General features: G+C 70.6%; 21 protein-coding genes and 2 pseudogenes. 11 read left to right on the forward strand and 12 right to left on the reverse strand.

From position 1 onward, the window contains the following. Positions 1 to 25 precede the first annotated feature (25 nt). On the forward strand, positions 26 to 976 hold the full coding sequence (locus tag ACZ5SK_RS14865; RefSeq protein ID WP_334578388.1) for an NADP-dependent oxidoreductase: 951 nt from the start codon (positions 26 to 28) through the stop codon (positions 974 to 976). Between the two features lie 114 nt (positions 977 to 1,090). Continuing rightward, positions 1,091 to 1,529 (forward strand): annotated as a pseudogene (locus tag ACZ5SK_RS14870) (aminotransferase class I/II-fold pyridoxal phosphate-dependent enzyme); the annotation flags it as partial. 185 nt (positions 1,530 to 1,714) lie between these two features. Here ACZ5SK_RS14870 and ACZ5SK_RS14875 read toward each other — a convergent pair. The 5 genes from ACZ5SK_RS14875 to ACZ5SK_RS14895 all read right to left on the reverse strand — a co-directional run bounded on the left by ACZ5SK_RS14875 (position 1,715) and on the right by ACZ5SK_RS14895 (position 4,701). Then, the gene (locus ACZ5SK_RS14875; protein WP_334578389.1) at positions 1,715 to 2,023 is read right to left on the reverse strand and encodes a PIN-like domain-containing protein; all 309 of its coding nucleotides are present in this window, start codon (positions 2,021 to 2,023) and stop codon (positions 1,715 to 1,717) included. Continuing rightward, a complete protein-coding gene (locus tag ACZ5SK_RS14880) occupies positions 2,013 to 2,285 on the reverse strand; it encodes a DUF433 domain-containing protein (RefSeq protein ID WP_468576080.1) in 273 nt (90 codons plus the stop codon). Before ACZ5SK_RS14880 ends, ACZ5SK_RS14875 begins: the two co-directional genes overlap by 11 nt. A 159-nt stretch (positions 2,286 to 2,444) precedes the next feature. Then, the gene (locus ACZ5SK_RS14885; RefSeq protein ID WP_468576081.1) at positions 2,445 to 2,630 is read right to left on the reverse strand and encodes a hypothetical protein; all 186 of its coding nucleotides are present in this window, start codon (positions 2,628 to 2,630) and stop codon (positions 2,445 to 2,447) included. Positions 2,631 to 2,715: 85 nt separating this feature from the next. After that, a complete protein-coding gene (locus ACZ5SK_RS14890; protein ID WP_468576082.1) occupies positions 2,716 to 3,669 on the reverse strand; it encodes a hypothetical protein in 954 nt (317 codons plus the stop codon). A 477-nt stretch (positions 3,670 to 4,146) separates the two neighbouring features. Beyond that, a complete protein-coding gene (locus ACZ5SK_RS14895; protein ID WP_334578392.1) occupies positions 4,147 to 4,701 on the reverse strand; it encodes a type III secretion system chaperone family protein in 555 nt (184 codons plus the stop codon). A 139-nt stretch (positions 4,702 to 4,840) separates the two neighbouring features. On the opposite strand from ACZ5SK_RS14895, the gene ACZ5SK_RS14900 reads away from it, so the two are divergent. Continuing rightward, positions 4,841 to 5,332, forward strand: a complete 492-nt coding sequence (locus ACZ5SK_RS14900; protein ID WP_334578393.1) for a hypothetical protein — start codon at positions 4,841 to 4,843, stop codon at positions 5,330 to 5,332. A 21-nt stretch (positions 5,333 to 5,353) separates the two neighbouring features. Here the strand turns inward: ACZ5SK_RS14900 and clpB are convergent, their stop codons facing one another. Continuing rightward, positions 5,354 to 7,951 carry an ATP-dependent chaperone ClpB gene (clpB, locus tag ACZ5SK_RS14905; protein ID WP_334578394.1) on the reverse strand — a complete coding sequence of 866 codons (2,598 nt, stop codon included), beginning with the start codon at positions 7,949 to 7,951 and terminating at the stop codon, positions 5,354 to 5,356. Positions 7,952 to 8,106: 155 nt separating this feature from the next. On the opposite strand from clpB, the gene ACZ5SK_RS14910 reads away from it, so the two are divergent. Next, a complete protein-coding gene (locus ACZ5SK_RS14910) occupies positions 8,107 to 8,520 on the forward strand; it encodes a pyridoxamine 5'-phosphate oxidase family protein (RefSeq protein WP_468576084.1) in 414 nt (137 codons plus the stop codon). A 198-nt stretch (positions 8,521 to 8,718) separates the two neighbouring features. Here the strand turns inward: ACZ5SK_RS14910 and ACZ5SK_RS14915 are convergent, their stop codons facing one another. Both ACZ5SK_RS14915 and ACZ5SK_RS14920 read right to left on the reverse strand, forming a co-directional pair. Then, positions 8,719 to 9,054, reverse strand: coding sequence for a hypothetical protein (locus ACZ5SK_RS14915; RefSeq protein WP_334578396.1), 336 nt, complete (start codon positions 9,052 to 9,054; stop codon positions 8,719 to 8,721). Then, entirely contained in the window at positions 9,051 to 9,326 is a 276-nt protein-coding gene (locus tag ACZ5SK_RS14920; RefSeq protein WP_334578397.1) for a hypothetical protein, read from the reverse strand. The genes ACZ5SK_RS14915 and ACZ5SK_RS14920 overlap by 4 nt, the downstream gene beginning before the upstream one ends. 142 nt (positions 9,327 to 9,468) lie before the next feature. On the opposite strand from ACZ5SK_RS14920, the gene ACZ5SK_RS14925 reads away from it, so the two are divergent. Together ACZ5SK_RS14925 and ACZ5SK_RS14930 are read left to right on the forward strand one after the other, a co-directional pair. Next, the gene (locus tag ACZ5SK_RS14925) at positions 9,469 to 10,452 is read left to right on the forward strand and encodes a helix-turn-helix transcriptional regulator (RefSeq protein WP_334578398.1); all 984 of its coding nucleotides are present in this window, start codon (positions 9,469 to 9,471) and stop codon (positions 10,450 to 10,452) included. Between the two features lie 51 nt (positions 10,453 to 10,503). After that, positions 10,504 to 11,490 (forward strand): annotated as a pseudogene (locus ACZ5SK_RS14930) (helix-turn-helix transcriptional regulator); the annotation flags it as partial. Here the strand turns inward: ACZ5SK_RS14930 and ACZ5SK_RS14935 are convergent. Beyond that, on the reverse strand, positions 11,459 to 12,565 hold the full coding sequence (locus tag ACZ5SK_RS14935; RefSeq protein WP_334578399.1) for a helix-turn-helix transcriptional regulator: 1,107 nt from the start codon (positions 12,563 to 12,565) through the stop codon (positions 11,459 to 11,461). The pseudogene ACZ5SK_RS14930 and the gene ACZ5SK_RS14935 sit on opposite strands and share 32 nt — an antisense overlap. A 386-nt stretch (positions 12,566 to 12,951) precedes the next feature. Between ACZ5SK_RS14935 and ACZ5SK_RS14940 the strand changes: the two genes are divergently transcribed. Genes ACZ5SK_RS14940 through ACZ5SK_RS14955 form a run of 4 tightly spaced genes read left to right on the forward strand, consistent with a single transcriptional unit; the run spans position 12,952 to position 16,898 of the window. Further along, the gene (locus tag ACZ5SK_RS14940; RefSeq protein WP_334578400.1) at positions 12,952 to 14,499 is read left to right on the forward strand and encodes a circularly permuted type 2 ATP-grasp protein; all 1,548 of its coding nucleotides are present in this window, start codon (positions 12,952 to 12,954) and stop codon (positions 14,497 to 14,499) included. Next, the gene (locus ACZ5SK_RS14945; protein WP_334578401.1) at positions 14,496 to 15,428 is read left to right on the forward strand and encodes an alpha-E domain-containing protein; all 933 of its coding nucleotides are present in this window, start codon (positions 14,496 to 14,498) and stop codon (positions 15,426 to 15,428) included. The genes ACZ5SK_RS14940 and ACZ5SK_RS14945 overlap by 4 nt, the downstream gene beginning before the upstream one ends. Before the next feature lie 2 nt (positions 15,429 to 15,430). Continuing rightward, positions 15,431 to 16,285, forward strand: a complete 855-nt coding sequence (locus tag ACZ5SK_RS14950) for a transglutaminase family protein (RefSeq protein ID WP_334578402.1) — start codon at positions 15,431 to 15,433, stop codon at positions 16,283 to 16,285. A gap of 55 nt (positions 16,286 to 16,340) precedes the next feature. After that, a complete protein-coding gene (locus tag ACZ5SK_RS14955) occupies positions 16,341 to 16,898 on the forward strand; it encodes a hypothetical protein (protein ID WP_334578403.1) in 558 nt (185 codons plus the stop codon). 63 nt (positions 16,899 to 16,961) lie between these two features. On the opposite strand, the gene ACZ5SK_RS14960 is transcribed toward ACZ5SK_RS14955, so the two are convergent. After that, positions 16,962 to 18,071 carry a sugar ABC transporter substrate-binding protein gene (locus ACZ5SK_RS14960; protein ID WP_334578404.1) on the reverse strand — a complete coding sequence of 370 codons (1,110 nt, stop codon included), beginning with the start codon at positions 18,069 to 18,071 and terminating at the stop codon, positions 16,962 to 16,964. 486 nt (positions 18,072 to 18,557) lie between these two features. Between ACZ5SK_RS14960 and ACZ5SK_RS14965 the strand changes: the two genes are divergently transcribed. Then, positions 18,558 to 18,692 carry a hypothetical protein gene (locus ACZ5SK_RS14965; RefSeq protein ID WP_334578405.1) on the forward strand — a complete coding sequence of 45 codons (135 nt, stop codon included), beginning with the start codon at positions 18,558 to 18,560 and terminating at the stop codon, positions 18,690 to 18,692. Between the two features lie 479 nt (positions 18,693 to 19,171). Here ACZ5SK_RS14965 and ACZ5SK_RS14970 read toward each other — a convergent pair whose 3' ends face one another. Together ACZ5SK_RS14970 and ACZ5SK_RS14975 are read right to left on the reverse strand one after the other, a co-directional pair. After that, positions 19,172 to 20,902: a type IV secretory system conjugative DNA transfer family protein gene (locus tag ACZ5SK_RS14970; protein ID WP_334578406.1), complete on the reverse strand. Its 1,731-nt coding sequence runs from the start codon at positions 20,900 to 20,902 to the stop codon at positions 19,172 to 19,174. Positions 20,903 to 20,949: 47 nt separating this feature from the next. Next, on the reverse strand, positions 20,950 to 23,058 hold the full coding sequence (locus tag ACZ5SK_RS14975) for a peptidoglycan DD-metalloendopeptidase family protein (protein ID WP_361704863.1): 2,109 nt from the start codon (positions 23,056 to 23,058) through the stop codon (positions 20,950 to 20,952). Positions 23,059 to 23,065 lie beyond the last annotated feature (7 nt).

The following is a 23,065-nucleotide window of genomic DNA, read 5'->3' on the forward strand; positions in this document are numbered from 1 at the left end:
ACACCCGCCGTGGAAGGGGCACCCCATGAAGGCCGCTCAGATCACCAGCTTCGGTACACCGGACGTCCTGCACATCAACGACATCGAGAGGCCGGCTCCCGGCCCGGGTGAGGTACTGGTGTCCGTCGAGGCGTCCAGCGTGAACGGACACGATGTGATGGTGCGCGCCGGTGGGTTGCGCATGGTGTCGGGACGCAGGTTCCCCATCGGTGTGGGGCTGGACTTCGCCGGCGTCGTCGTCGAGACCGGTGCCGGCGTACCGGACTACCGGGCCGGGGACCATGTGTGGGGCATGGTGCATCCCCGGGAGAAGCACGCGACGGCCGGGGCGGCCGAGTACGTCGTGGTCCCCGCCGACCGCGTCTCCCCCGCCCCGGAGGGCATCTCGTCGGTGGACGCGGCCTCCCTGGTCGTCGGGGGCGCTACGGCGCTGATCGCACTGCGGGACTCCGTACGGCTGGAGAAGGGCGAACGGGTCCTGGTGCGCGGCGCGGCGGGCGGGGTCGGCACGGCCGCCGTACAACTGGCGTGCGCGATGGGCGGCCACGTCACCGCGCTGGCCCGGCACCGCCACGCCAAGGCCCTTCAGGAACTGGGCGCGGACAAGGTCATCGACTACGTCGACACCACCCCGGAGGAGACCGGATCGTACGACGTCGTCATCGACACGGTCGGCTCCGAGCTGAACTGCTTCCGGAGCCGGCTGACCAAGGGCGGCCGGATGGTCACCGTCGCACTGTCGGGTGGCGCCATCGCCGCGATCGCGGCGTCCAGCGTGCACGGCGCCCGCCGCATCCGCACCTTCAGCGCCAATCCCGAGGCCGATGTGCTGCGCGCGCTGGCCGACCACGTCTCCTCCGGCGCGCTGCGACCCGTGGTGGAGGGCGTGTATCCGCTCGCGGACGTCGCTTCGGCGCACCGGGCTTTCGAGCGGGGCGGTGTCATGGGCAAGCATGTGGTCGCCGTCTCCGGCTGAGGCCATGCTGGTCGCAGTCGCACAGGGCGTCGAGCAGCGTCGGGGCGTCGGCCGGTTCGCTGATCAACGGAGCGTGAATCCCTCGGCAAGCAGCTATGGGTGTGCGAAAACGGCGTCGGCTGGGTGACGGCCGCGCCCGGCCTGGTCACGGCGGTGCGCTCGGCCAAGCAGTTCCTGACGTACGTGTCCTCGGGTCCCTTCCAGTACGCGGTCGCGGAAGCCCTCGCCCTCCCCGACAGCTACTTCGACGACTTCCGCGTGGACATGCGCGCCAAGCGGGACCTGCTGGCGGCAGGGCTCGCGGACGCCGGTTTCGCGGTCTTCCGCCCGGCCGGCACCTACTTCATCACCACCGACATCCGCCCCCTCGGCGAGAGCGACGGCTTCGCCTTCTGCCGCGCCCTGCCCTGCGCGCGCGGGCGTGGTCGCCATCCCCAACGCGGTCTTCTACGACCACCGCGAGGCGGGCGCCCCGTTCGTACGCTTCGCGTTCTGCAAGAGGGCAAGCGTGCTGGAGGAGGCGGCGACCCGCCTGAAGGCACTGACGGGCTGACGGCACCGACCGGTAGGCGGGGGCGCCACGTTCGGCGTCGGCCGTGGTCATCACGTCGAGCGATTGAGGGGCGTCGTAGTCGACTGGCTCTCCGCCGAGCCCGTCCGGGCCGGGCTTCGGACCCGTAGCCGCCGCGTTGTCCGCCGAGTGCTGGACGGACGGGCGGCTTCAGGGGTGCCCGCCCGTCACGGCCATGTGCGCTCGATGCGGTCGCTCCTCACCGCGTAGGGAGCCGGCCCGCCCTTCTCTACAGCCAGGTGGATCACCTCACGGCGCGCCACGAGACGTTCGATCATCTCGGCGGCGCGAAGCTGCTGGTTGTCGAGATAGAAAAGCACTGCCTCACGCTCCAGGACAGGCTGGATCTCCAGGTCCCGCGTCTTGATCCGCCCGTCCTTCGAGAGCGGGACCCACGACCGGTCGAGACCGTGAGCCCTCAGTCCTTCGGCGACGCGGCGACCGAGATTCCGGTCGAGCAAGAACTCAGGCGGCAAGGTGCACCACTGCTTGGCAGAGCGCGTCCACCTGCTCAGGCGTCATGGCGTAGTCGTAGGCGATGTCCTCGACGCTCTCCCCGGCCTCCCACAGGTCGGTGATCGCCTTGACCGAGACACGGTTGGCCGCCACGACGGGAAGACCATGGCCGAACCTTGGGTCGATCACGACGGGGACCTCCCCGTACTGCCTCAGCCTGAGGCTGGACGGAAAGTCGTCACCGGCGTCCCAGTTCAGGTAACGGAGATAGCTGGAGACCACCTCCTGGAGGGGAGCCTGGCCGTCCCCGGGCCCTGCGGAGATCTCCGAGACCGTGTTCGACGAAGATGTCCACACCGTCCGTCGCGATGCGTTTCGACACAAGGCCGTAAGGGGTGTCGAAGGCATCCCGTACGGCCGCGGCGGCTTCCTTGATCTCACTCATGCGGAGGCCCAGGGAACGCAGGGAGCGGAGGGCTGCCCCTTGCGCAGCGGCTCCACCTGGTGGACCAGAGACGCTCCGGCGGCCCTGCCCTTCAACCACGAGGTGAGCGTCGACTGTGGAATCTGCAGGTAGGAGGCTGTTTCTGTGGACGTCAGGAGCCCGTCCTCGAACCTGTCGACCATGCCCCACCTCCTCTTGCCACCGGGTTTCGCATCGTGCCACACCAAGCCTCCCATCTGCGGGTGGACCGCACGCCCGGTCACCGGCTCAACCGGCCGCGAAGAGTCGGTCCAGGGACCGGCAGTCCCGGCAACGGCCGGGTTCCGCTGCGCGGAACCCTCGGTCGCAGCCGTCACAGTTCCGCATGCGCACGACTGCCGGACGTACCGGCGGTTCAGCGCTTCTGGCCGGTGCGGGCAGGGGTGTCTCCTTGAGCCGGAAGGCGAGGATGCCTGCCGGACGGGTCTTGAAACGGTTGGGGAGTCGTGCGGTGAGCAATTCGGTGATCTCGGGTGCCGCTACCCCCGCTGCCAGCCACTGGGTCACGGCCGGGGCCAGCCGAGCGGCCTCCTGCGCGGACAGGATGAGGCGCGGGTCGACCCGGCGTAGCGCGGTCAGTACGGCGACTGCCTGCGGGTCGGCGTCGTCGAGTGACGCTGGTGCTGGTTCCTCAGCCTGTGTTCGCTCTGTCTGATCCATCTGATCCGTCTGATCCGTCTGATCCGTCTGATCCGTCTGAACGGGTTCTGTCCGAGCGGGTGCGGGCGTTGCTTCCCGCACGGCCGCGGAAGGGGGCGCGGCCAGCGCGGTGTCCGACCGCTTCCGCGGCCGGGGCGGCTTCGGCGGCTCGGGCGGGCCGTCGTCGGGGTCGCCGCCGGGGACGTCGTAGAAGTACGTCCGGGTGCGGATCTGCCCGGCGGGCAGGCGCTCGCGGCGGCGCTCCAGGTACCCGGCGGCTTCGAGCTCTCTGAGCGCCCGCGAGATCAGGATCTCGCCCTCGGTGAAGTGGTCGCACAGGGCGGCGATGCTGATGGGGGAGCCGTCGGGGAGGGAGAGGATGTACGCCGCGACGCCGATCGTGACCGCACTGCCGCGTCGCTGCGCAAGGGCGTTCGAGATCACGGTGAAGTCGGCCGTGAGCCGGGTGCGTACATGGATCACGCCGGAGGTCGGAGCTCCGGCGTCGGCGCGCAGGCGCGCGTTAGACTGCGATTCAGCCATCGGGAAGTGGAGCTCTTCCTGATCGGTCAGGCCCTCGTTCGGGATTGCAGTCCCGGCCGGGGGCCGTATCTGTTTGCGGTTGTCGCGGCGAACGTAACCGCCCGCATCCCGCGCCTGCAAGCCGGTCACTCGGACGGGTGATGCGGCCTTCCTGGCCGGGGAGGGTGGGTGGGCGGGTAGTTCTTTCCCCCGGTTCTTTGGGGAGGTCAGTGGCCCGCCGGACCCTCGCGGACAAGGGCCCGGTGATCCCGGAAGGCGGCCGCCGGCCGAGGCCCGGCCGCCTCAGGGACGGTGATGCCCCCGGCCTTGACCGGCGTATGAGGACGGCTCGGCGACTGCTTGGCCACTGACGCGGGGGCCTGCACGGCAGCACGGTCGCGGTACGGCCGGGCCGGACCGGGACGGGGCGAACGGGAGCGGGTGCCCGTCCACAGGTTGTGGACGGGCACCCGCTCGACGTAGGGGCAGGCCGCGGACCTACTCGTCGTCCTCGGTCTTCTCGGTGCCCTCATCGGGCTTGTCGTCGGCGGCGTTGATCTCCGACTCCAGGCCCAGCTGCTCCACGAGCCACTTGTCGAACTCGATCGCCGCGCGCACCCAGCTCACCGTCGAGGAGACGAACAGCTCGATGTTCACGCCGGAGCCGATCAGCAGCTGCGCCTCGCCGATGAGGCGGACGGTGCCGTCGTCGTGGGTGTGGGTGTACACCTTGGGCCACAGGGTGCGCCGGTTCCAGTCGTCGATCGACTCCAGCAGCTGCACCTTGTCGTCGATCTTGTGGGGCCGGTCGTAGAACGTCCGCACCGAGTAGACCTGCTGGTCGTCCTCGCCGCGGAACATGAAGTACGTGCGGAACTCCTCCCACGGCGCCGCGAGGTCACCCTCGTCGTCGACGACGTACTTCAGCTCCATCTGGTCGAGGAGCTGCTTCACGAGATCCTGATCCGGGACGACGGGGCCCGCCGGTCCACCCTGGGGCTGCGGCTCGGGCTGGCCCCCGAAGTTCGGAATCGAGGACGGGTCGATGCTCACCGTGTTTTTCCCTTCGTACGGATCCCGCCATCCTCCCCCATGCGGGGAGGGGGGTGGCAAGCCCCGCCGGGGCCTGTCAGCCGTCGGCTGACATGATCTGGCCGGTCGGTGACGGACGGGTGGACGGGTGGGGGACGCCATGGCACGGCTACGAGGCGGTACGGCTGGGCGGGGAAGGACCCGGTGGAGCCTGTTCGCGGCGGTCGCCGTGCTGCCGGCGCTGGTCCTTGTCTGGCTGGTCGTGTTCGTCGTGAAGGCGGCGACCTCGGACTACCTGTTCGGCGGAGGGCCGGAAAAGGCGTCGTGCGCCGAGGCGCTGGCGTTCGGCGGGGCGAAGCTGCCGCAGGGGGCGTACGACACGGAGTGCTCGGTGCAGGGGTGGCAGGACGTCCGCTACCTGGCCGAGTTCCGCATGCCGCGCGACGGTGTGGGCGCCTGGCTGACGGACACCTATCCCGAGGCGCCCGCGCCGGGCGGCCCAGCCGCCGGAACCTGCCTCCACGGCTCGGACTACTGCTTCCAGGCAGACGTCACCGAGCATCCCGGCGTCAACGCCTACTACGTCGACGTGAACGTGACGTACGAGAACGCCGAGACCGCGCGGGTGCGGTACTCGGCGTTCACGACGTGAGCGGTCGGCGGACAGGGCGGACTACAGCGTCTTGCCCGTCGTCGGGCCGACGATCAGGCCCTCTCCGAACGCGTCGACGCGGACCGTGTCGCCGTCCTTGACCTCGCCGGCCAGGATCTCCTTGGCGAGGCGGTCGCCGATGGCCGTCTGGACCAGGCGGCGCAGGGGGCGGGCGCCGTAGGCCGGGTCCATGCCCTCGTCGGCGAGCCAGGCCAGGGCCGCGTCGGTGATCTCCAGGGTGAGGCGGCGCTCCGCCAGCCGCTTCGCGAGGCGGTCGATCTGGAGGCGGGCGATCCGGCCGAGCTCCTCCTTGTTCAGCGCCGAGAAGACGACCAGGTCGTCGAGCCGGTTGAGGAACTCCGGCTTGAAGGACACCCGGACCACCTCCAGGACCTGCTCCTTCTTCTCCGCCTCCGTCGTGACGGGGTCGACCAGGTAATGGCTGCCCAGGTTCGACGTCAGCACCAGGATCGTGTTGCGGAAGTCGACGGTGCGGCCCTGGCCGTCGGTGAGCCGGCCGTCGTCCAGGACCTGGAGCAGGACGTCGAAGACCTCCGGGTGCGCCTTCTCCACCTCGTCCAGCAGGACCACGCTGTACGGGCGTCTGCGGACCGCCTCCGTGAGCTGGCCGCCCTCCTCGTAGCCCACGTAGCCGGGGGGCGCGCCGACGAGACGGGCGACGCTGTGCTTCTCGCCGTACTCCGACATGTCGATGCGGATCATGGCCCGCTCGTCGTCGAAGAGGAAGTCGGCGAGGGCCTTCGCGAGCTCGGTCTTGCCGACGCCGGTCGGGCCGAGGAAGAGGAACGAGCCGGTGGGGCGGTCCGGGTCGGAGATGCCCGCGCGGGAGCGGCGTACGGCGTCCGAGACGGCCTGGACGGCCTCCGTCTGGCCGATGAGGCGGCGGCCCAGCTCCTCCTCCATGCGCAGCAGCTTCTGCGTCTCGCCCTCCAGGAGGCGGCCGGCCGGGATGCCGGTCCAGGAGGCGACGACGTCGGCGATGTCGTCCGAGCCGACCTCCTCCTTGACCATGGTGTCCTTCGCGGCCTCCTCCTCGGCCTCGGACGCGGCCTCCAGGTCGCGCTCCAGGGTCGGGATCTCGCCGTACAGCAGCTTGCTGGCGGTGTCGAAGTCGCCGTCGCGCTGGGCGCGCTCGGCCTGGCCGCGCAGGTCGTCGAGCTTCTCCTTCAGCTCGCCGACCCGGTTGAGGGACTGCTTCTCCTTCTCCCACTTGGCGGTGAGGCCGCGCAGCTCCTCCTCCTTGTCGGCGAGGTCGCGGCGCAGCTTCTCCAGGCGCTCGCGGGAGGCGGCGTCGGTCTCCTTGACGAGCGCCAGCTCCTCCATTTTCAGCCGGTCCACGGACCGCTGGAGCTCGTCGATCTCGACGGGGGACGAGTCGATCTCCATGCGCAGGCGGGAGGCCGCCTCGTCGACCAGGTCGATGGCCTTGTCGGGGAGGAAACGGGAGGTGATGTAGCGGTCGGAGAGCGTCGCGGCGGCCACCAGGGCGCTGTCGGCGATCTGGACCTTGTGGTGGGCCTCGTAGCGGCCCTTGAGACCGCGCAGGATCGCGATGGTGTCCTCGACGGTCGGCTCCGCCACCAGCACCTGCTGGAAGCGGCGCTCCAGCGCCGGGTCCTTCTCGATCCGCTCGCGGTACTCGTCGAGCGTCGTCGCGCCGACCATGCGCAGCTCACCGCGCGCGAGCATCGGCTTGAGCATGTTGCCGGCGTCCATCGCGGAGTCGCCGCCGGCGCCCGCGCCGACGACCGTGTGCAGTTCGTCGATGAAGGTGATGATCTGGCCGTCGGAGTCCTTGATCTCGGCCAGGACGGTCTTCAGCCGCTCCTCGAACTCGCCCCGGTACTTGGCGCCGGCGACCATCGCGCCCAGGTCGAGCGCCACGAGCCGCTTGTTCTTCAGCGACTCCGGGACGTCGCCCTTCACGATCCGCTGGGCCAGCCCCTCGACGACGGCGGTCTTGCCGACGCCGGGCTCGCCGATGAGGACGGGGTTGTTCTTCGTACGGCGGGAGAGGACCTGCACGACCCGCCGGATCTCCTGGTCCCGCCCGATGACCGGGTCGAGCTTGCCCTCGCGGGCGGCGGCGGTGAAGTCCGTGCCGAACTTCTCCAGGGCCTTGTACTGGCCCTCGGGGTCGGCGCTGGTCACCCGGCGTCCGCCGCGGGCCTGCCGGAAGGCCTCCTGCAGCTTCTTCGCGGTCGCGCCCTGCTGGGTGAGCACGTCACCGGCCTGGCCGCCCTTGGCGGCGATGCCGATGAGCAGGTGCTCGGTGGACAGGTACTCGTCGCCGAGATCGCGGGCCCGGGTCTGCGCGTCGGCGATGACGGCGAGCAGTTCGCGGTTGGGCTGCGGGGGCGCGACGGTGGACCCGGTCACGCTGGGCAGCGAGCCGAGCGCCTTCTCGGCCCCGGCGCGCACGGCGGCCTGGTCGGCGTCGACGGCCGCCAGAAGGTCGACGATGTTCTCGTTGTCCTGCCCCTGGAGCAGCGCGAGCAGCAGGTGGGCGGGGGTGAGGTCGGCGTGTCCCTGGGACACGGCCCTGCTGCCGGCCGCGTTGATCGCGTCCCGGCTCCGGTTGGTCAGCTCGGCGTCCACGTTCGCTGTCTCCTCCTTGCGTCAGCGCTACCCGTTACTGACTCAGTCAGCGTACACAAAGTTGAGTCTATTCCGCTCAAGGTGTGGGGGAACAGAGTGGGATGACGAGCGGATTGCGGTCAGGGAGACGGCCCGGGAGGCAGTAGTTTCGGGTCATGGCCGCATACCCCCAGGACCCGGGCGCCCCCGACGCGCCGTATTTCGCCTTCTGGCGCGAACGGCATCTGTGCACGCTGACCACACCACGCCCGGACGGCAGTCCGCACGTGGTTCCGGTCGGAGTGACCTACGACCCCGAGGCCGGCCTTGCCCGGGTCATCGCGAACAAGACCAGCACGAAGGTGGGCAACGTTCTGGCGGCGGGCCCGGCCGGCGCCCGGGTGGCGGTGTGCCAGGTGGACGGACGGCGCTGGGCCACGCTGGAGGGGCGCGCCCAGGTGCATGCCGAGCCGGAACGGGTGGCGGAGGCGGAGCGGCGGTACGCGCAGCGGTACGGACGCACGCCGAGCCCGAACCCGGCGCGCGTGGTGATCGAGATCGAGCTGACCCGGGCGATGGGGCAGGGCTGACGGCGCGACCGGCGACGCGGCTGACCGGATTCCGGTTCCGCCCCCTGGTGTTCCGGCGTCGATTTCCGGCCAACGCTCAAGCAGGTGCATAACCCGAAATATCCCCGCAAACTGCAGCGGCGTCACCGTGTTCAGGTCACGGTGACGCCGCTGCGGGGGGAAGCGCCTGAGCGATCTTTTTACGACGGGGGAATCGCGTCAGGCACTGCGGGGGGTGGCTGAGGTGGTCTTCAGGGGCGGGGCCTCGGTGTCGACGAGCCGGTGGTCCCGCTGGTCCAGGTTCACAAAGATCATTCCGTATCGAATGGCACACCGCACGGGCTGCGGTGCTCCCCGGGGCTTGCGCAGGCACCGGTAGGCCCGTACGTCCTCGTCCTCGTCGCGCGTCACGACGACCGGCTCACCGAAGACCGTCACCATCAACGAGTCACCACTGTGGGGGATGGCGGTGACCAGGTCGATGAAGTGCCAGCCGGAGCGGTAGGCGGTGGCCATTTCGCGGCGGAAGGAGCGGTCGTCGGGTGGAGTGGTCATGACTCGGCGACCCACGTGCTGTCGCTGGGAGCGACCCAGGTGCTGTCGCCAGGAGCGACCCAGGTGCTGTCACGCGGCACGTCCGCCGCGGTCACGACCCACGTGCTGTCGCGCGGAGCGACCCACGTGCTGTCGCCGGCCACGACGGCGGTGCCGGCACCCGGGCTCCACGTACTGTCGCGCGCCGTGTCGCCCGTCGTCCCCGCAAGGCCGCTCAGCGCTCCGAAGGCCAGGGCGGCGGAGAAGGCGGCGGCAAGCGCCGAGCGAAGCATTCTCTTATGCATAGTCGGCTTCGTCCTCATTTGAAGGTCACCTCTCCCCCGTCGACTACGACGATGGCCCATTCGGGCACGTCATGGCCACACAATCGATGCATCATGTTCCTGCACGTTCAGGACCCTGGGGGGTGGAGATTTGACGAAAAATGAGACAAACGAGACACATCCTCATGCGTCGACTGAGCTGTGCGAGGAAGGTCGCCGTCTCTATGGGAACGCACTTCGGACGGGCCGCATAGCCCGTGCGGACGTGGAGCCCGCTCCGTGTTTGATGGAGTTCGCCCTGCTTCATGCCGATCCCGACGACGCGAACTGGCTGCGCCCGGTGCCCCCGTCGATCGCCCTGTCCCAGCTGCTCAACCCGATCGAACGCGAGATCACCCAGCGCAGACGGCTGTCGGTCGAACTCGCCGACGCTTTCGAGCCGTTCATGACCCTCAGCGCCCAGCCGACGCCGACCACGCACTCGATCACGGTGCTGGAGGGCATCGACCGCATCAACGCGGCACTCGATCTGGCCACCTCCCAGTGCCAGACCGAGATGCTCACCGTCCAGCCGAGCCGCCGCCGTCTGGAGCACACCCTGGTCCAAGGCCTAGAGCGCGACAGACCGCTGATCGAACGCGGCTGCCGCATCCGGACCCTCTACCAGCACACGGCCCGCTACAGCCCCGAGACTCTGGCCTACGTCTCCCAGTTCACCGACGGCAAGGTCGAGTACCGCACCATCGACGAACTCGTCGAGCGGCTGATCATCTGCGACGAGACGGTGGCCTTCATCCCGACCCGCGACGACGGTCAGGTCGCCCTCGAACTCCGGCACCCGGGGCTCGTCCGCTACCTGATCAAGGTCTTCGAGTTCATGTGGGGCCGCGCCGTACCCCTGGCCACCGGCGCCCCGTACGAGACCGCGCCCGACGGCATCACGGACATCCAGCACTCCATCGCCAAGCTCCTCGTCGAGGGGCACGTCGACGAGGCGATAGCCCGCCGGCTCGGCATGAACGTCCGCACCTGTCGTGCCCATATCGCCAAACTCGCCACCGCCCTGGGCAGCGGCAGCCGTGCCCAACTCGGCTTCCTCATCGCCCAGTCGGGCATCCTCAGACAGGAACCCTGACACCCGACGGACTCACGGACTCACGGACTCACGGACAGGAGGCAGACCGCAGTGAGCGCGCCGCCGCACCCCCACCACGGCGTGGAGAACCTGTGCGCCGCGGGCGAGAAGCTCTACGAGCAGGCCCTGCGCGACGGACGCGTCAAGACCGAGGCGGCCGAGACGGCGGCCCCGTGCCTGCTGTCCTTCGGCCTGCTGCAGCCCGTCGTCGACGACCTCGCCCAGCTCGAACCCGTGCCCCCCGCCCTCGCCCTGCACCGGCTGCTGCGCGCCTCCGGCACCCGCATCGCCGAGGAACGGCGCCGCGAGGAACAACTGGCGGCGCTCTTCGAGCCCCTCATGCGCGTCGCCGGCAGCCGCACTCCCCCCACGGACCCCGTCTCCCTGCGCGTCCTCAGCGGCACGGAACGGATCAACGCGGCCATCACCGAGGCGATGGCCGAGGCGACCGACGAGGTGCTCTGCATCCAGCCCCACGTGCACTACAGCGGGCCGCGCGGCGAGACGGCCCAGGCCGTCGCCATGGCCCGCGACCAGGCCCTGCTGGACCGGGGCTGCCGTATCCGCACCCTCTACCAGCACACCCAGCGCCACCAGCCGCTCGTCCTGTCCCGCTACGAGCAGCTCCGCGGCGCCGCGGAGGCCCGCACGCTGGACGAGGTCACCGACCGGCTCATCGTCATCGACGGCACGGTCGCCTTCATCCCCGCGGGCGAGGACGGGCTGCTGGCCCTGGAGGTCCGCCACCCCGCCCTTCTCAGGTACTTCACCACCACCTTCGACCGCCTCTGGCGGCTCGCCGTCCCCATGTACCCCCAGGCGGTCCGACGCCCGTCCCTGGACGGTGTGACGCCCCGCCAGCAGGCCATCGCCGCGCTTCTGGTCGAGGGCCACACGGACGCCGTCATCGCCGACCGCCTCGGCATGAACATCCGCACCGCCCGCGTCCACATCGCCAAGCTCGCCGCCACCCTCGGCAGCGAGAGCCGCGCCCAACTCGGCTACCTCATCGGCCGGTCGGGGATCCTTGACCGGGACCGGGAACAGCACCGGGGGCGGGAGCCGAGGCAGGAGCAGGAGCCGAGGCAGGAGCAGGAGCCGAGGCAGGAGCAGGAGCCGGGACGCTGACGCCCGACGGGCGGTCCAGGCCGACCTGGGCTATGCGGACCCCGAGTTGGGTGCGGCTGGCGGCGCCCAGGGTCTCGGAGAGGCGGGCGATGTGGGCGCGGCAGGTGCGGACGCTGATGCCCAGGCGCTCGGCGATGACGGCATCCTGGTGGCCCTCGGCCAGCAGCGCGGCGATGGACTGCTCTCGGTGGGAGATGCCCTCGATGCGGGTGTCGGGGAGCGGGGCGGTGAGCGGGATCGCCAGCCGCCACAGCCGCTCGAAGACCGTCACCAGGTAGGAGATCAGGGCCGGGTGGCGCAGCTCCAGCGCCATCGTGCGGTCGGTGTTCGCGGGGATGAAGGCGACCGTGCGGTCGAAGAGGATCAGCCGGTCGATGACCTCGTCCAGCGTGCGGGCCTCCACCGCGTCGCCCATCAGCTCCAGGTAGGTGAGCAGGCCCTGGCCGTGCCGGGCGACGTGGTTGTACAGGTCGCGCATGCGCACGCCGCGGCCGCGCAGTTCCAGCGCCCGGTGCAGGCCCTCCGACAGTTCGTGCTCACGCCGGATGCCGCCGGGCTGCACGGTGAGGACCTCCGTCGTACACGCCTCGGTCGCCGCGTCCAGGGCGGCCTGGATCCGGGAGGAGCCGTCCAGGACCCGGATCGCCGCGCCCTCCCCGGCCGTCGCGCCCCGCGCCGGACCGCCGAGGCCCGCGTACCACTCGAAGGCGGCGACGGCCGCGCCCATGCGCCGCCCGCTCGCGCTGACCTCGTCGTAAAGTCCGTGCAGCAGCCGGGTCATGACCTCCTGCGGGGAGGTCGGCACCAGCCAGTCCATGTCGTCGGGGTCGGGGTGCAGGAGGGCCAGGTCGAGGAGGCACGGGACCGGCTCGGCGTCGGTCCGGGCCACCCGACCGCGCCGTACTGCCCGGGAGTACACGCGATCCCCGGCGTCGCACAGCCGGTCGACGCCGTGTGGATGTTCCTCCGTCCCGCACCCGGCCATCGCCCATCCCACCCCCGCCCACGCCGCTTCCGGAGCGCAACTATGCGCGGCCCGGACCGGGTCCGCAACACGGCTTGTCCGGCCGAGGCCGAGGAAAACCACCCGTCTGCGTGAGTTTCTCCCGGCCTCCTCCCCTCGCACTGCAACAAGCTGACGGTGGTGCCGGGGCTTTGCGACGGTGCATCGTTGACTTCCGCGTTCCCCCGGGTGCTCCCCACTCGGGGGAAGCGGAGCCAACCCGGCCGGACCACGGGGGAGTCCGGCCGGGCTCCGGGTCACACCCGCATGCCCCCGCACCCCCGCGGCCCATGCGCACCGGGGCACCCGTGCGCTCCCGGAAATACCCGAGTGATCGTCGCGTTACGTCCCGCACTTAACGTCGGCCCATGGCGGACATATTTGACGCGTACGCGCTGGCCGACGCGTGGGACGAGATGTTCGAGCGGCCGGGTGAGGTCAGGGCCGCCTATGAGCCGGTGCTGGCGGCGCTTGAGCCGATCGAACCAGGTGAACTGCGCTTCCGGGCCGACCAGATGGCCCGCGCCTTCACCGACCGTGGCGTGACCTACGCCTTCGCGGGCGAGGAGCGGCCCTGGCCGCTGGACCTGGTGCCCAGAATCCTCGACGCACTGGAATGGGATTTCATACAACGGGGCGTGAGTCAGCGGGTCAGGGCCCTGGAGGCCTATCTCGCCGACGCCTACGGGCCCTGCCGCGCCTTCGAGGACGGTGTCGTGCCCTGGCGGCTGCTGCTGGGCTCCCCGCACTTCCACCGCGCGGCCCACGGGGTCGAACCGCCCGGCGGGGTGCGCATCCACGTCGCCGGCATCGACCTCGTCCGGGACGAGGCCGGGGACTTCCGGGTCCTCGAGGACAACGTCCGGGTGCCCAGCGGGGTGTCGTACGTCATCGAGAACCGGCGGGCCATGACCCGGGTGTTCCCCTCCCTCTTCGACGGGCAGCACGTCGTGCCGGTGGACGGCTATCCGGCACGGCTGCTCGCCGCGCTGCGCGCCGCCGCGCCCGCGGGGACCGCGGACCCCCGGGTCGTCGTCCTCACCCCCGGGCCCAGCAACGCCGCCTACTTCGAACACGCCCTGCTGGCCCGGCTGATGGGCGTGCAACTGGTCGAGGGGCACGACCTGGTGTGCCGCAACAACCGGGTGTGGATGCGCACCACGAAGGGCGAGGTCCCGGTCCACGTCGTCTACCGGCGGCTCGACGACGACTTCCTCGACCCGCTCCACTTCCGCCCCGACTCGGTGATCGGCTGCCCGGGCATCATGACGGCGGCCGTGGCCGGAAGGGTCACCCTCGCCAACGCCGTCGGCAACGGCATCGCCGACGACAAGCTGCTGTACACGTACGTCCCGGACCTGATCCGGTACTACCTCGGCGAGGAACCGATTCTCCCCAACGTGGAGTCGTACCGCCCGGACGAGCCCGGACAGCTCGACGCCGTCCTCGACCAGATCGACCGGCTGGTCGTCAAGCCGGTCGACGGCGCGGGCGGGCAGGGCATCGTCATCGGCCCGAAGGCCGACGCGAAGACCCTGGAGAAGACGCGCAAGGCCGTCGCCGCCGACCCGCGCGGCTTCATCGCCCAGCGGCCCGTCGCCCTGTCCACCTCCCCCACCCTCGCGGGTGAGCGCATGGCGCCGCGCCACATAGACCTGCGGCCGTTCGCCGTCAACGACGGCACCGGCGTCTGGGTGCTGCCCGGCGGGCTGACACGGGTGGCGCTCCAGGAGGGCAACCTGATCGTCAACTCCAGCCAGGGCGGCGGCTCCAAGGACACCTGGGTCCTTGCCGAGGGCCCGGCGGACGGGCCGGCCGGCCTGCCGGCCGACGACGTCCCGCCGGCCGTCGCACCCCGCCAGCTCGGCCCCGACGGTATCCCCGCCGGCGTACAGGAAGGAGCACAGCAGCAGTGAACGACGTGATCCTCTCCCGCATAGCGGAGGCGCTGACGTGGACCGGCCGCTATGTCGAACGGGCCGACGCCACCGCGCGCATCCTCGACGCCTACCTGCACCGCATGCTGGAGGACCCCTGGCGCGACGAGGACGCGGCCTGCCGGTCGCTGTACGCGATCCTCGGCGTCGACGCGGGCCCCGAACCCGTCGACATGCAGCAGGTCCTCGACCAGCTGGCCTTCGACTCCCGCTCCACCTGCGCCATCGAGGGCGCGCTGGGCGCCGCCCGGCTGAACGCGAGGAGCGCCCGCGAGGCCGTCTCCTCGGCGATGTGGGAGTGCCTGAACGCCACCTGGCACGCCCTCGCCGACCAGCGCCGCGCGGCCCGCCGCACCGGCCCCTACGGATATCTGGAGCTCGTCCGCAGCCGCGCGGCCCTCTTCTTCGGGCTCGCCGACTCGACGATGAGCCGCGACGACAGCTGGCGGTTCGTGGTCCTCGGCCGCAGCCTGGAGCGCGTGGACATGACGGTAAGGCTGCTGTCGGTGCGCGTCCTGGACGCCGCCCACGCGCCCGACTGGCCGACGCTGCTGAGCGCGTCCGGCGCCGACGAGGCGTACGCGCGCGTGTACGGCGGTTTCGGCGACACCCCGAGAGTGGCCGAATTCCTGCTCCTGGACCGGGACTTCCCGCGCTCGGCGCTGCACGCGCTGACGACGGCGGAGGAGTGCCTTTCGGCCCTCGCACGCCCCCGCCAGGACCCGGCCCGCCGTCCCATCGGCCGGCTGCGCACCCGCCTCGAATACCTCGACACCCACGCCCTGGAAGAACAACTGCCGCTGCTGCTACGGGACTTGCAGACCGCCTGCATGGCCTCGGCGGAAGCGGTCGCCGAGCGGTTCTTCCCGTACCAGGGGCCCGTCGTATGGGCCCAGGAAGGAGCGTGAGCATGAGCGCCAACGGCACCCGCAGGCTCCGTATCCGCCACACCACCCAGGTCTCCTACGCGCAGGCGGCGGTCTCCTCCCACAACGAGGTCCGGATGACCCCGCTCACGCTGCCCGGACAGACCACCCTTGATGCCCGGGTGACCATCAGCCCGGCGGCCACGACCTGGTCGTACTGGGACTACTGGGGCACCCAGGTCACCGCCTTCGAGCTGATGGACCCGCACGCGGACCTCACCATCACGGCCTCGAGCCTGGTGGAGACGTCCCCGCCGGCCGGCCTGCCGCCCTCCCCCGCCTGGTCGGAGATCACCGAACGCACCGCCACCTCCCGGCTGCTGGAGTTCGCGGGCCCCACGGTCCGTACGACGGTCCCGCCGAAGCTGGTGAAGAAGGCGCGGAAGGCGGCCGCGGGCCTGGACCCGCACGAGACGGTCGTGGCCGTGTCCTCGCTGGTCGCCGACCGGGTGACCTACCTCCCCGGCGTCACCGGCGTGAACACCTCGGCCGCCGAGGCCTGGGAGCAGGGCGCGGGCGTCTGCCAGGACATCGCGCACGTCACGATCGCGCTGCTGCGGGGCCTCGGGCTGCCGACACGGTACGTCTCCGGCTATCTCCACCCCGAGCGGGAGGCGGAACTGCACCGCCCGGTGGCCGGACAGAGCCACGCCTGGGTCGAGTACTGGGCGGGCGACTGGCACGGCTACGACCCCACCAACCGGACCCGGGCCGACGAGTCCCACGTCGTGGTCGGCCGGGGCCGCGACTACGACGACGTCACCCCGCACAAGGGCATCTACCGGGGCGTCGCCGGCGGACCGCCGGAGGTGACGGTGGAGTTCACGCGGGTGGCGTGAACGGGGCGCGTGACGAGGCCTCCCCTTTCCGGGGCGGCGGCCGGACAATCCCGGTATGGCGACGACGCGGGTACGGGCCCTGACCGCGGTGGCGGTGCTGTGCGCGGCGGCGGGCTGCGGAGGGGGCGGGGGCGACGGCGAACCCTCCGCCGCCCCCTCCGCCACGGCCACGCAGGCGGCCTCCCGCCCCTACAAGGACGGGCATCTCACCTTCACCCTGCTGTTCCTGCGCTGCGGGCTGAACGCGGTATCCGGGTCGCACAGCGAGGGACAGCCCGACGGGCGGTTCTGCTGGGCGCGACTGCGGGTGGACAACCACGACCCGGAGTTCCACACGTACGTGGCGAAGAGCCAGCGGCTGGCGGGCGTCCCCGGCCGTCCGGGGCAGCCCGACACCTTCGCCATGGCCGTACGGCGCCAGCACGACAGCGTGAAGATCGGCGGGCACGACCTGATCGAGGTCGAGCTCTGGTACGACGTCCCGCGCGACGCCAAGGTGAGCGGTCTGCGCGTCTCGGGCGACCGCGATCCGGTCGGCTACATGAACCCCAGCCCGGCGCCGTTCACGCCGGGCGGGGTCCTCATCGCGATGAAACCGCTGATGGGCTGGTAGCCGCCCCCGGGCCGGCAGCCACCTCCCGGCCGGCAGCCGTCTCCCGCCGGCAGTCGGCTGACCTCAGCTCAGCTTGAGGGCGTCGCAGGCGGCCTTGTACTTGGTGGTGCAGATCTGGGCGACCGTGTAGATGCCGTCGGCGATGACGGTCGTCTTGATGTTGCTCTTCGTCAGCGCGACCACGGTCTGCAGCTTGGCCGGAATGCCCTTGGTGGTCGGGCTGTCGACCTTGTCGCGGGTGAGGGCTTCGAACTGCAGCTCACGGCCCTGGACCTTGGCGACGGCGGCCTGTGCGGCGGCCGCGGCCATCGCCGGGTACGGCTTGTAGACGCTCATGTACTGCTCGCCGGAGATGATCCGCTGCACGGCCGGCAGCTCCGCGTCCTGACCGGTGATCGGGGGCAGGTCGCCGTCGCTCATGCCCGCCGCCTCGAAGGCCTTGACGATGCCGCCGGCCATGGCGTCGTTGGCGGAGTAGACACCGGCGATGTTGTTCTTGCCGAGCGCCTCGATCGCCTTCGTCATCTCGGCCTGGGCGAGCTTCGGGCTCCACTTGTCGGTGTCGTACGACTTCGCGATCGTGACCCGGCCGTTGAGCTCGCTGAGCGCGCCCGCCTTGAACTGGCCTGCGTTCGGGTCGGTGGGCGAGCCGTTCACCATGACGATCTTGTCCGCGGTGCTGGGGTTGCTGATGGCCTCCGCGAGGCTACGGCCCTGCACCTCGCCGACGAGCTCGTTGTCGAAGGAGACGTACGCGTCGATCGGGCCCTGGGCGAGGCGGTCGTAGGCGATGACGGGGATCTTCGCGTCCTTGGCCTTCTGCACCATGGGCGCGATCAGCTTCGCGTCGACGGCGTCGAGGAGGATGATGTCGACCTTGTCGTCGATCATCTTCTGCATCTGGGTGTTCTGCGTCTTGGTTTCCCCGGCCGCGTTCGCGTACTCGGTCGTGCCCTTGTTCTGCGTGAGCTCGGCGACCGTCTTCTTGATGATGGGGTAGTCGAACTCCGCGTACCGGGTGTTCGTGTCCTCCGGCATCAGCACGCCCACCGTGATGTCGTTGCTCCGGGTCGGTGTCGCGCTGCCGCTGCTCTCCGAGGCTCCCAGCATCCCGCACCCGGCGAGCGAGAGGGACATCGTGGAGGCGACCACGGCTATGGCGATACGACGCATTCAGGGCTCACTTCAGGTGCGTTCGGTGCGATTCCGGGCACACGTGGGTGCGACATGGTGACCCAGGTGTCTCAAAAGACAACGCGGCGGCGACCGCCGGAGTCAAGCAGAACCTGCTAACGAAGGAGCAACATCACACTCCGCTTATCGGACGCAGACGCATGGAGACGATGCAAAGACCTTGCGAAGACCTGTCGAAGACCGGTCGCGGAATCCGCCGCGCAAACCCCCGCGGAGCCACCGCGCAAACCGCTGTGCAACCGTCGCGGAAACCGCCGTCGGGTCGTCGCGGAAACCGCCGTGCGGCCGTCGCGGAGATCGGGCGGGAAACGGTCCAAGGAGCCGTACAACCAACGCCGTTCCTCGCGGGTCGTGATGACGAAGGGTTCATCACGCCCCGTCCGCATCGCAGCCCCGTCTGCATCACAGCCCCGCCTCAGCACAACCCCGCCTCAGCACTCCAGGCTTCGTTCGACCAGAGGACCCATGCGCCCCGCCAAGAGCCCCGCCGGACTCGCCACGGCCGTCGCGCTCGCCACGACCGACGGTCTCGTCGCCACCGCCGTCGTCATCGCGCCGACCGCCTCGGCCGCGACGACCTGCGCCCGTCGTTCGTGTTGACGGCGCCTGCGGACGTCGTCGCCTTCTCGGTCTTCCGCAAGGAGACCTCGGGGACGGAGTGGACCGAGTACCCGGAGACCCCCGACAGGGGCTGGAGGGACGCCCGCGCGGTGTACGGACGGTCCTACGACTACCGCGTACACGGTTGTGCGCTCACCCGCCCCGGCGGACGGCGCCCGGACATGGACGGCCATCGACTGCCGCACGAACCAGACCGCCCAGCCCCCGGAGTACGGCATCAGGCTCGACTGGGACCCGAGCCCGGTGGCCGACCTGAAGGAGTACTGGCTCTACGAGCAGCCGACGCGGTACGACGAGCCCCGGTACCTCGGCATCGTCGACGCGGCGAACTCGCAGACCGTGCTCCGGACACCGGCGAACGGCCCGGCGCGGCGGTTCGTCGTCGTCGGCGTTCTCGAACGTCGCGGAGGCCGTGACTCCGGGGTGACCGGCGCGGTCGCGGCCAGGTCGGCGGCGGCTCAGCGCGCCCCCGGGTCGTACTTCTTCAGCGAGGCCTGGACCTCGGCCGCGTACGCGCCCTCCCACCACGGGACCGTCTCGACCAGCACCGGCTTGGTGCCGGAGGCGAGGACGAGGGCCCGGCCGGGGGGCATGGCGCCGAGGTCGGAGACCTGAAGGACACGCTCGCGGCGCGTGGACTCGCTGATCGCGCGGGCACCGGACCAGCCGCCGAACTCCGACTCCCGGCTGGTCTGGTACTCGCGCAGCTCGTACTCGCCGGCCAGTTCGCTCAGGTCGCCCAGGAAGCGGGTGTCGGAGACGCCGCCGCCGTACACGCGGACGTTCGCGGCGGACCACAGCTTCTCCATGCCGCGCTCGCCCCACACCTCGATGCCCTGCGCCCAGGACTGCAGGATCGTCATCAGGATGATGCCGCGCGAGCCGTAGTGGGAGTACAGGTCGGGCAGGGAACGCCAGCGGCAGACGTTGGCGGCCTCGTCGAGGACGCCGACGAGGGGCAGCGGGAGACGGCCGCCGCGCTGGGTGGTGGCGTACTCCTCGGCCGCCTCGACGACGGCGACGGTCAGCGCGGTCACGAGCGGCCCCGCGGAGTCGCGGCCCTCCCGGCTGAGCGAGTACAGGGTGCCGCCGCCGCGGACGAACGCGTGCGGGTCGAACTGCCCCGCGTACTCGTCGGCGGGCGGTGTCACCCACCGGTTGACCTCGGGATTGACCAGACAGGACGCCATCTGCTGGGCGACGCCGTAGATGCCGCTGCGCTGCTTGTCGGGGGCGTTGAGGACGCCGGCCAGTCCGTCGGCGGGCATGGCGTGTCCGGCGCCGCGCAGGATCCGCTCCGGGGCGTCGTCCTTGGGGTTGGACAGCCAGGTGTAGATCTGCGTGATCGGCGCCTTGGCGCAGGCGGCGGCGAGCAGCAGGTTGGCGAGGAGGTCCTGGCCGGCCGGGTCGAAGAAGGCGTCGGTGGCGGCGTTCGCGTCACGCGAGCCGCTCGCGAAGTGGTCGGCCATCTTGCGGGCCTTGGCGACGTCGGTGACGTACGACAGCGGGTTCCACCACCAGCTCGGCTCCTCCTGCGCGACCTGCTGCGGGTCGAACACCCACACCGGTCCGCGCGCGGTGCGCGGGCCCCGGGTGGCGTCCACGATGTCCCGCTTGTTGGAGGTGACGAGGACGGCGCCGGGCCCGTCGAGGATGGCGGGGATGGCACGCCGGGTCGTCTTACCGGTGCGCGGCCCCCAGATGTCGACGTGCATGTCCTCGTACGACCCGTACAGCGGCTGCCGTCCCTTGACGGACCGTCCGATGAACACGCCGGGCGTGGACGATCGCACGCCGAGGCGCTCGGCGGTGGCGGCGGCGCCCTTCATGGTCAGCTTGCCGAGCTCCTCGCCCTGCGCGAGATGCTTGGCGGCGCCGTCCACCTCGGGCTTGTTCCGGAAGCGCTCGCGCACCCGGTACCCGGCCAGCGCGAGAATCCCGACGACCACGGCCTCCCCGGCCGCGACGGCACTGGCGGGCGAACCCGGCCAGCTGTAGTCGCCCTTGATCACCTCGACGAGGAACGTCAGCGGATTGGAGGCGGGCGCGGGCGCGTCGGCGTACCCGGCCCCGATCTTCGCCGCCAGCCAGGCGCCGGCGGCGACGACGAGCACGACCACGACGGCGATGACGATCTCAAAGGTCCAGTCGTCCTCGGCGCGGGGCTTCTTCTTCTGTTCTGCGGTCACCCGCGGGTCCGTCCTTTCTGGACTTGTGGGGCTGTCTGAGGGGGTGGTCAGGCGCCCGTCGCACTGCTCGTGCCGTCGCCCTCGACCGCGTTCGTGCCCTGCGGTATCGGGACGCGGTAGACGCCGGTGATCTCGGCCTGGTAGTCCCAGGTGCTGAACTCGACCGACTTGCCGGGACGCGGAGCGTGGATGATCTTGTGGCCCTTGGCGTCCCAGACCAGGCCCACATGGCTCGACCTGCCTCCGCCTTCCGGCCCGAAGAAGATCACGTCACCGGGCTGGGCATCCGACAGATCCACCTTGTACTTGCTCAGGTAGGGCTGTTGCGAATACGTCGTACTGCCGATGTCGATCTTTCCGTCGCTGGCCATGTAGTACGCCCACTGCGTGAAGCTCGAACAGTCGAAGCTGGTGGGGTTCTGCCCCTGCAGGCGCGGCGCGCCATACACGTACGGGGTGCCGATGCCGCGCTGAGCCCAGCCGAGGACGGCGCGGATCACCGGGTCGTCGGAGTCGGGGATGACGCCGGAGGCGCCGGCTCCGTCGGGCGCGACGGCCGCACCGCCGTTGCCCTGGGCGCACTGGGCGTACTGGTCGTCCCTGCTCTGCTCCGCTGAACCGGGGACCGTGCCGTAGTCGGGGTTGGCGGTGACCCGGCCGTCCATCCAGGCCTTCGGGTCGACCATGCCGGGGCCCTGGTCCTGGCCGGCGACGAAGGGGTTGTCGACGCCAGGGATCCGGACCTCCCAGTGCAGGTGAGGTCCGGTGACGTTACCGGTCGCGCCGACCGTGCCGATCTGCTGGCCACGCTTGACGGTCTGCCCGACGGACACCTTGATCGAGGTCTGGTGTGCGTAGAGCGTGATGACGCCGTCCGCGTGCTGGATCTCCGTCTCGTTGCCGTACGAGCCGCCGGGGCCCGCGTGGACCACCTTGCCGTCGGCCGGGGCGTAGATCGGGGTGCCGGACGTCGCCACGAGGTCCAGGCCGGTGTGGTAGCCGAGGCTCCACATGCTGCCGTTCTGGTGGTACGGCGTGCCCAGCGAGTAGGTGCCCTCCTTCATGGGCCACTGCCAGTCCTTGCCCCCTACCGCGGTGGGCTGCCTGGCCTCGGGGAAGGCGACGGTCGTCACGCTCGCGGTGCTCGCCGGTCCCATGGTGTACGCGGCCGGCGCCATGGCGGTGGTGGTCTCGCCGTCGTCGTCCATGGGGGGCGTGGACCACGAACGGGCCGGGGACGAGGGGATGCTGAGGGCCTTGGCGGGCTGGGCGTCGTTGCCCACCGGCTCCGGGATGTCCGACTGCTGTCCGAGGGTCGGGAAGTCGGGGTTCTTCTCGACCGTCTCCTTCAGATGGGCGTACCAGCGCTCGATGAGGTCCTTGTCACCGGTGAGCACCCCGCGATAGCGGGCGGCCTGGGTGAGGACGACCCGCGGGTAGATCGTGTTGGAGGCCGTGGAACCGGAGTAGTTCTGCAGCGCCTTGAAGGGCTCGGTCTCGGCCTTCTTGGCGTGCAGGAACTTGGCGGCCGCCCAGGCCGCGTCGTCGATGTTGTAGAGGTCCTTCTTGCCGTCGTCGTTGCCGTCGGAACCGTAGTCCGTCCAGGCCGGGGGGCCGAACTGCAGGATGCCCATGTAGCCGAGGGAGTTCTTGCCACCGGGTGCGGCCGACTTGTCCTGGCCGAACTTGGTCTCCTGGTACATCTGCCCGGCGATGAGCGTCCAGTCGAGGCCGTCGTAGTTGGCGGCGGCACGCATCGCGGCGAGGATCATCTTCGGCGGTATCTCGGCGCGGGCGGTCTCGCTCGGCATGTACATCTTGCCGGCCGGCATGATCGGGTTGGTGGCCGCGGCGTCACCGGTGTTACCCGCGTTGGCGTTGTTCGCGTAGTCGCCGCAGGCCGCGTTCGTCGCGCCGTTGCCGACGCCGCCGACCATGCTGCCGATGAGCAGCAGAACCAGGAAGACCACGGACGCGGCGGCCAGCCCGCCACCACCGCCGATGATCATCCACCACTTGAAGCTCTTGTCCTTCTTCTTGCCGCCGTCGCCGTTCTGGCCTCCCCCGGAGCCGGCCGCGAGCTTGCCCGCCTTCTTGGCTGACTTGGCGACCTTCGCGGCCTTCGCCGCGGCCGCGAGTACAGCGGGTGCCACCACGGCCGGT

Source organism: Streptomyces sp. NPDC031474, assembly GCF_055581185.1.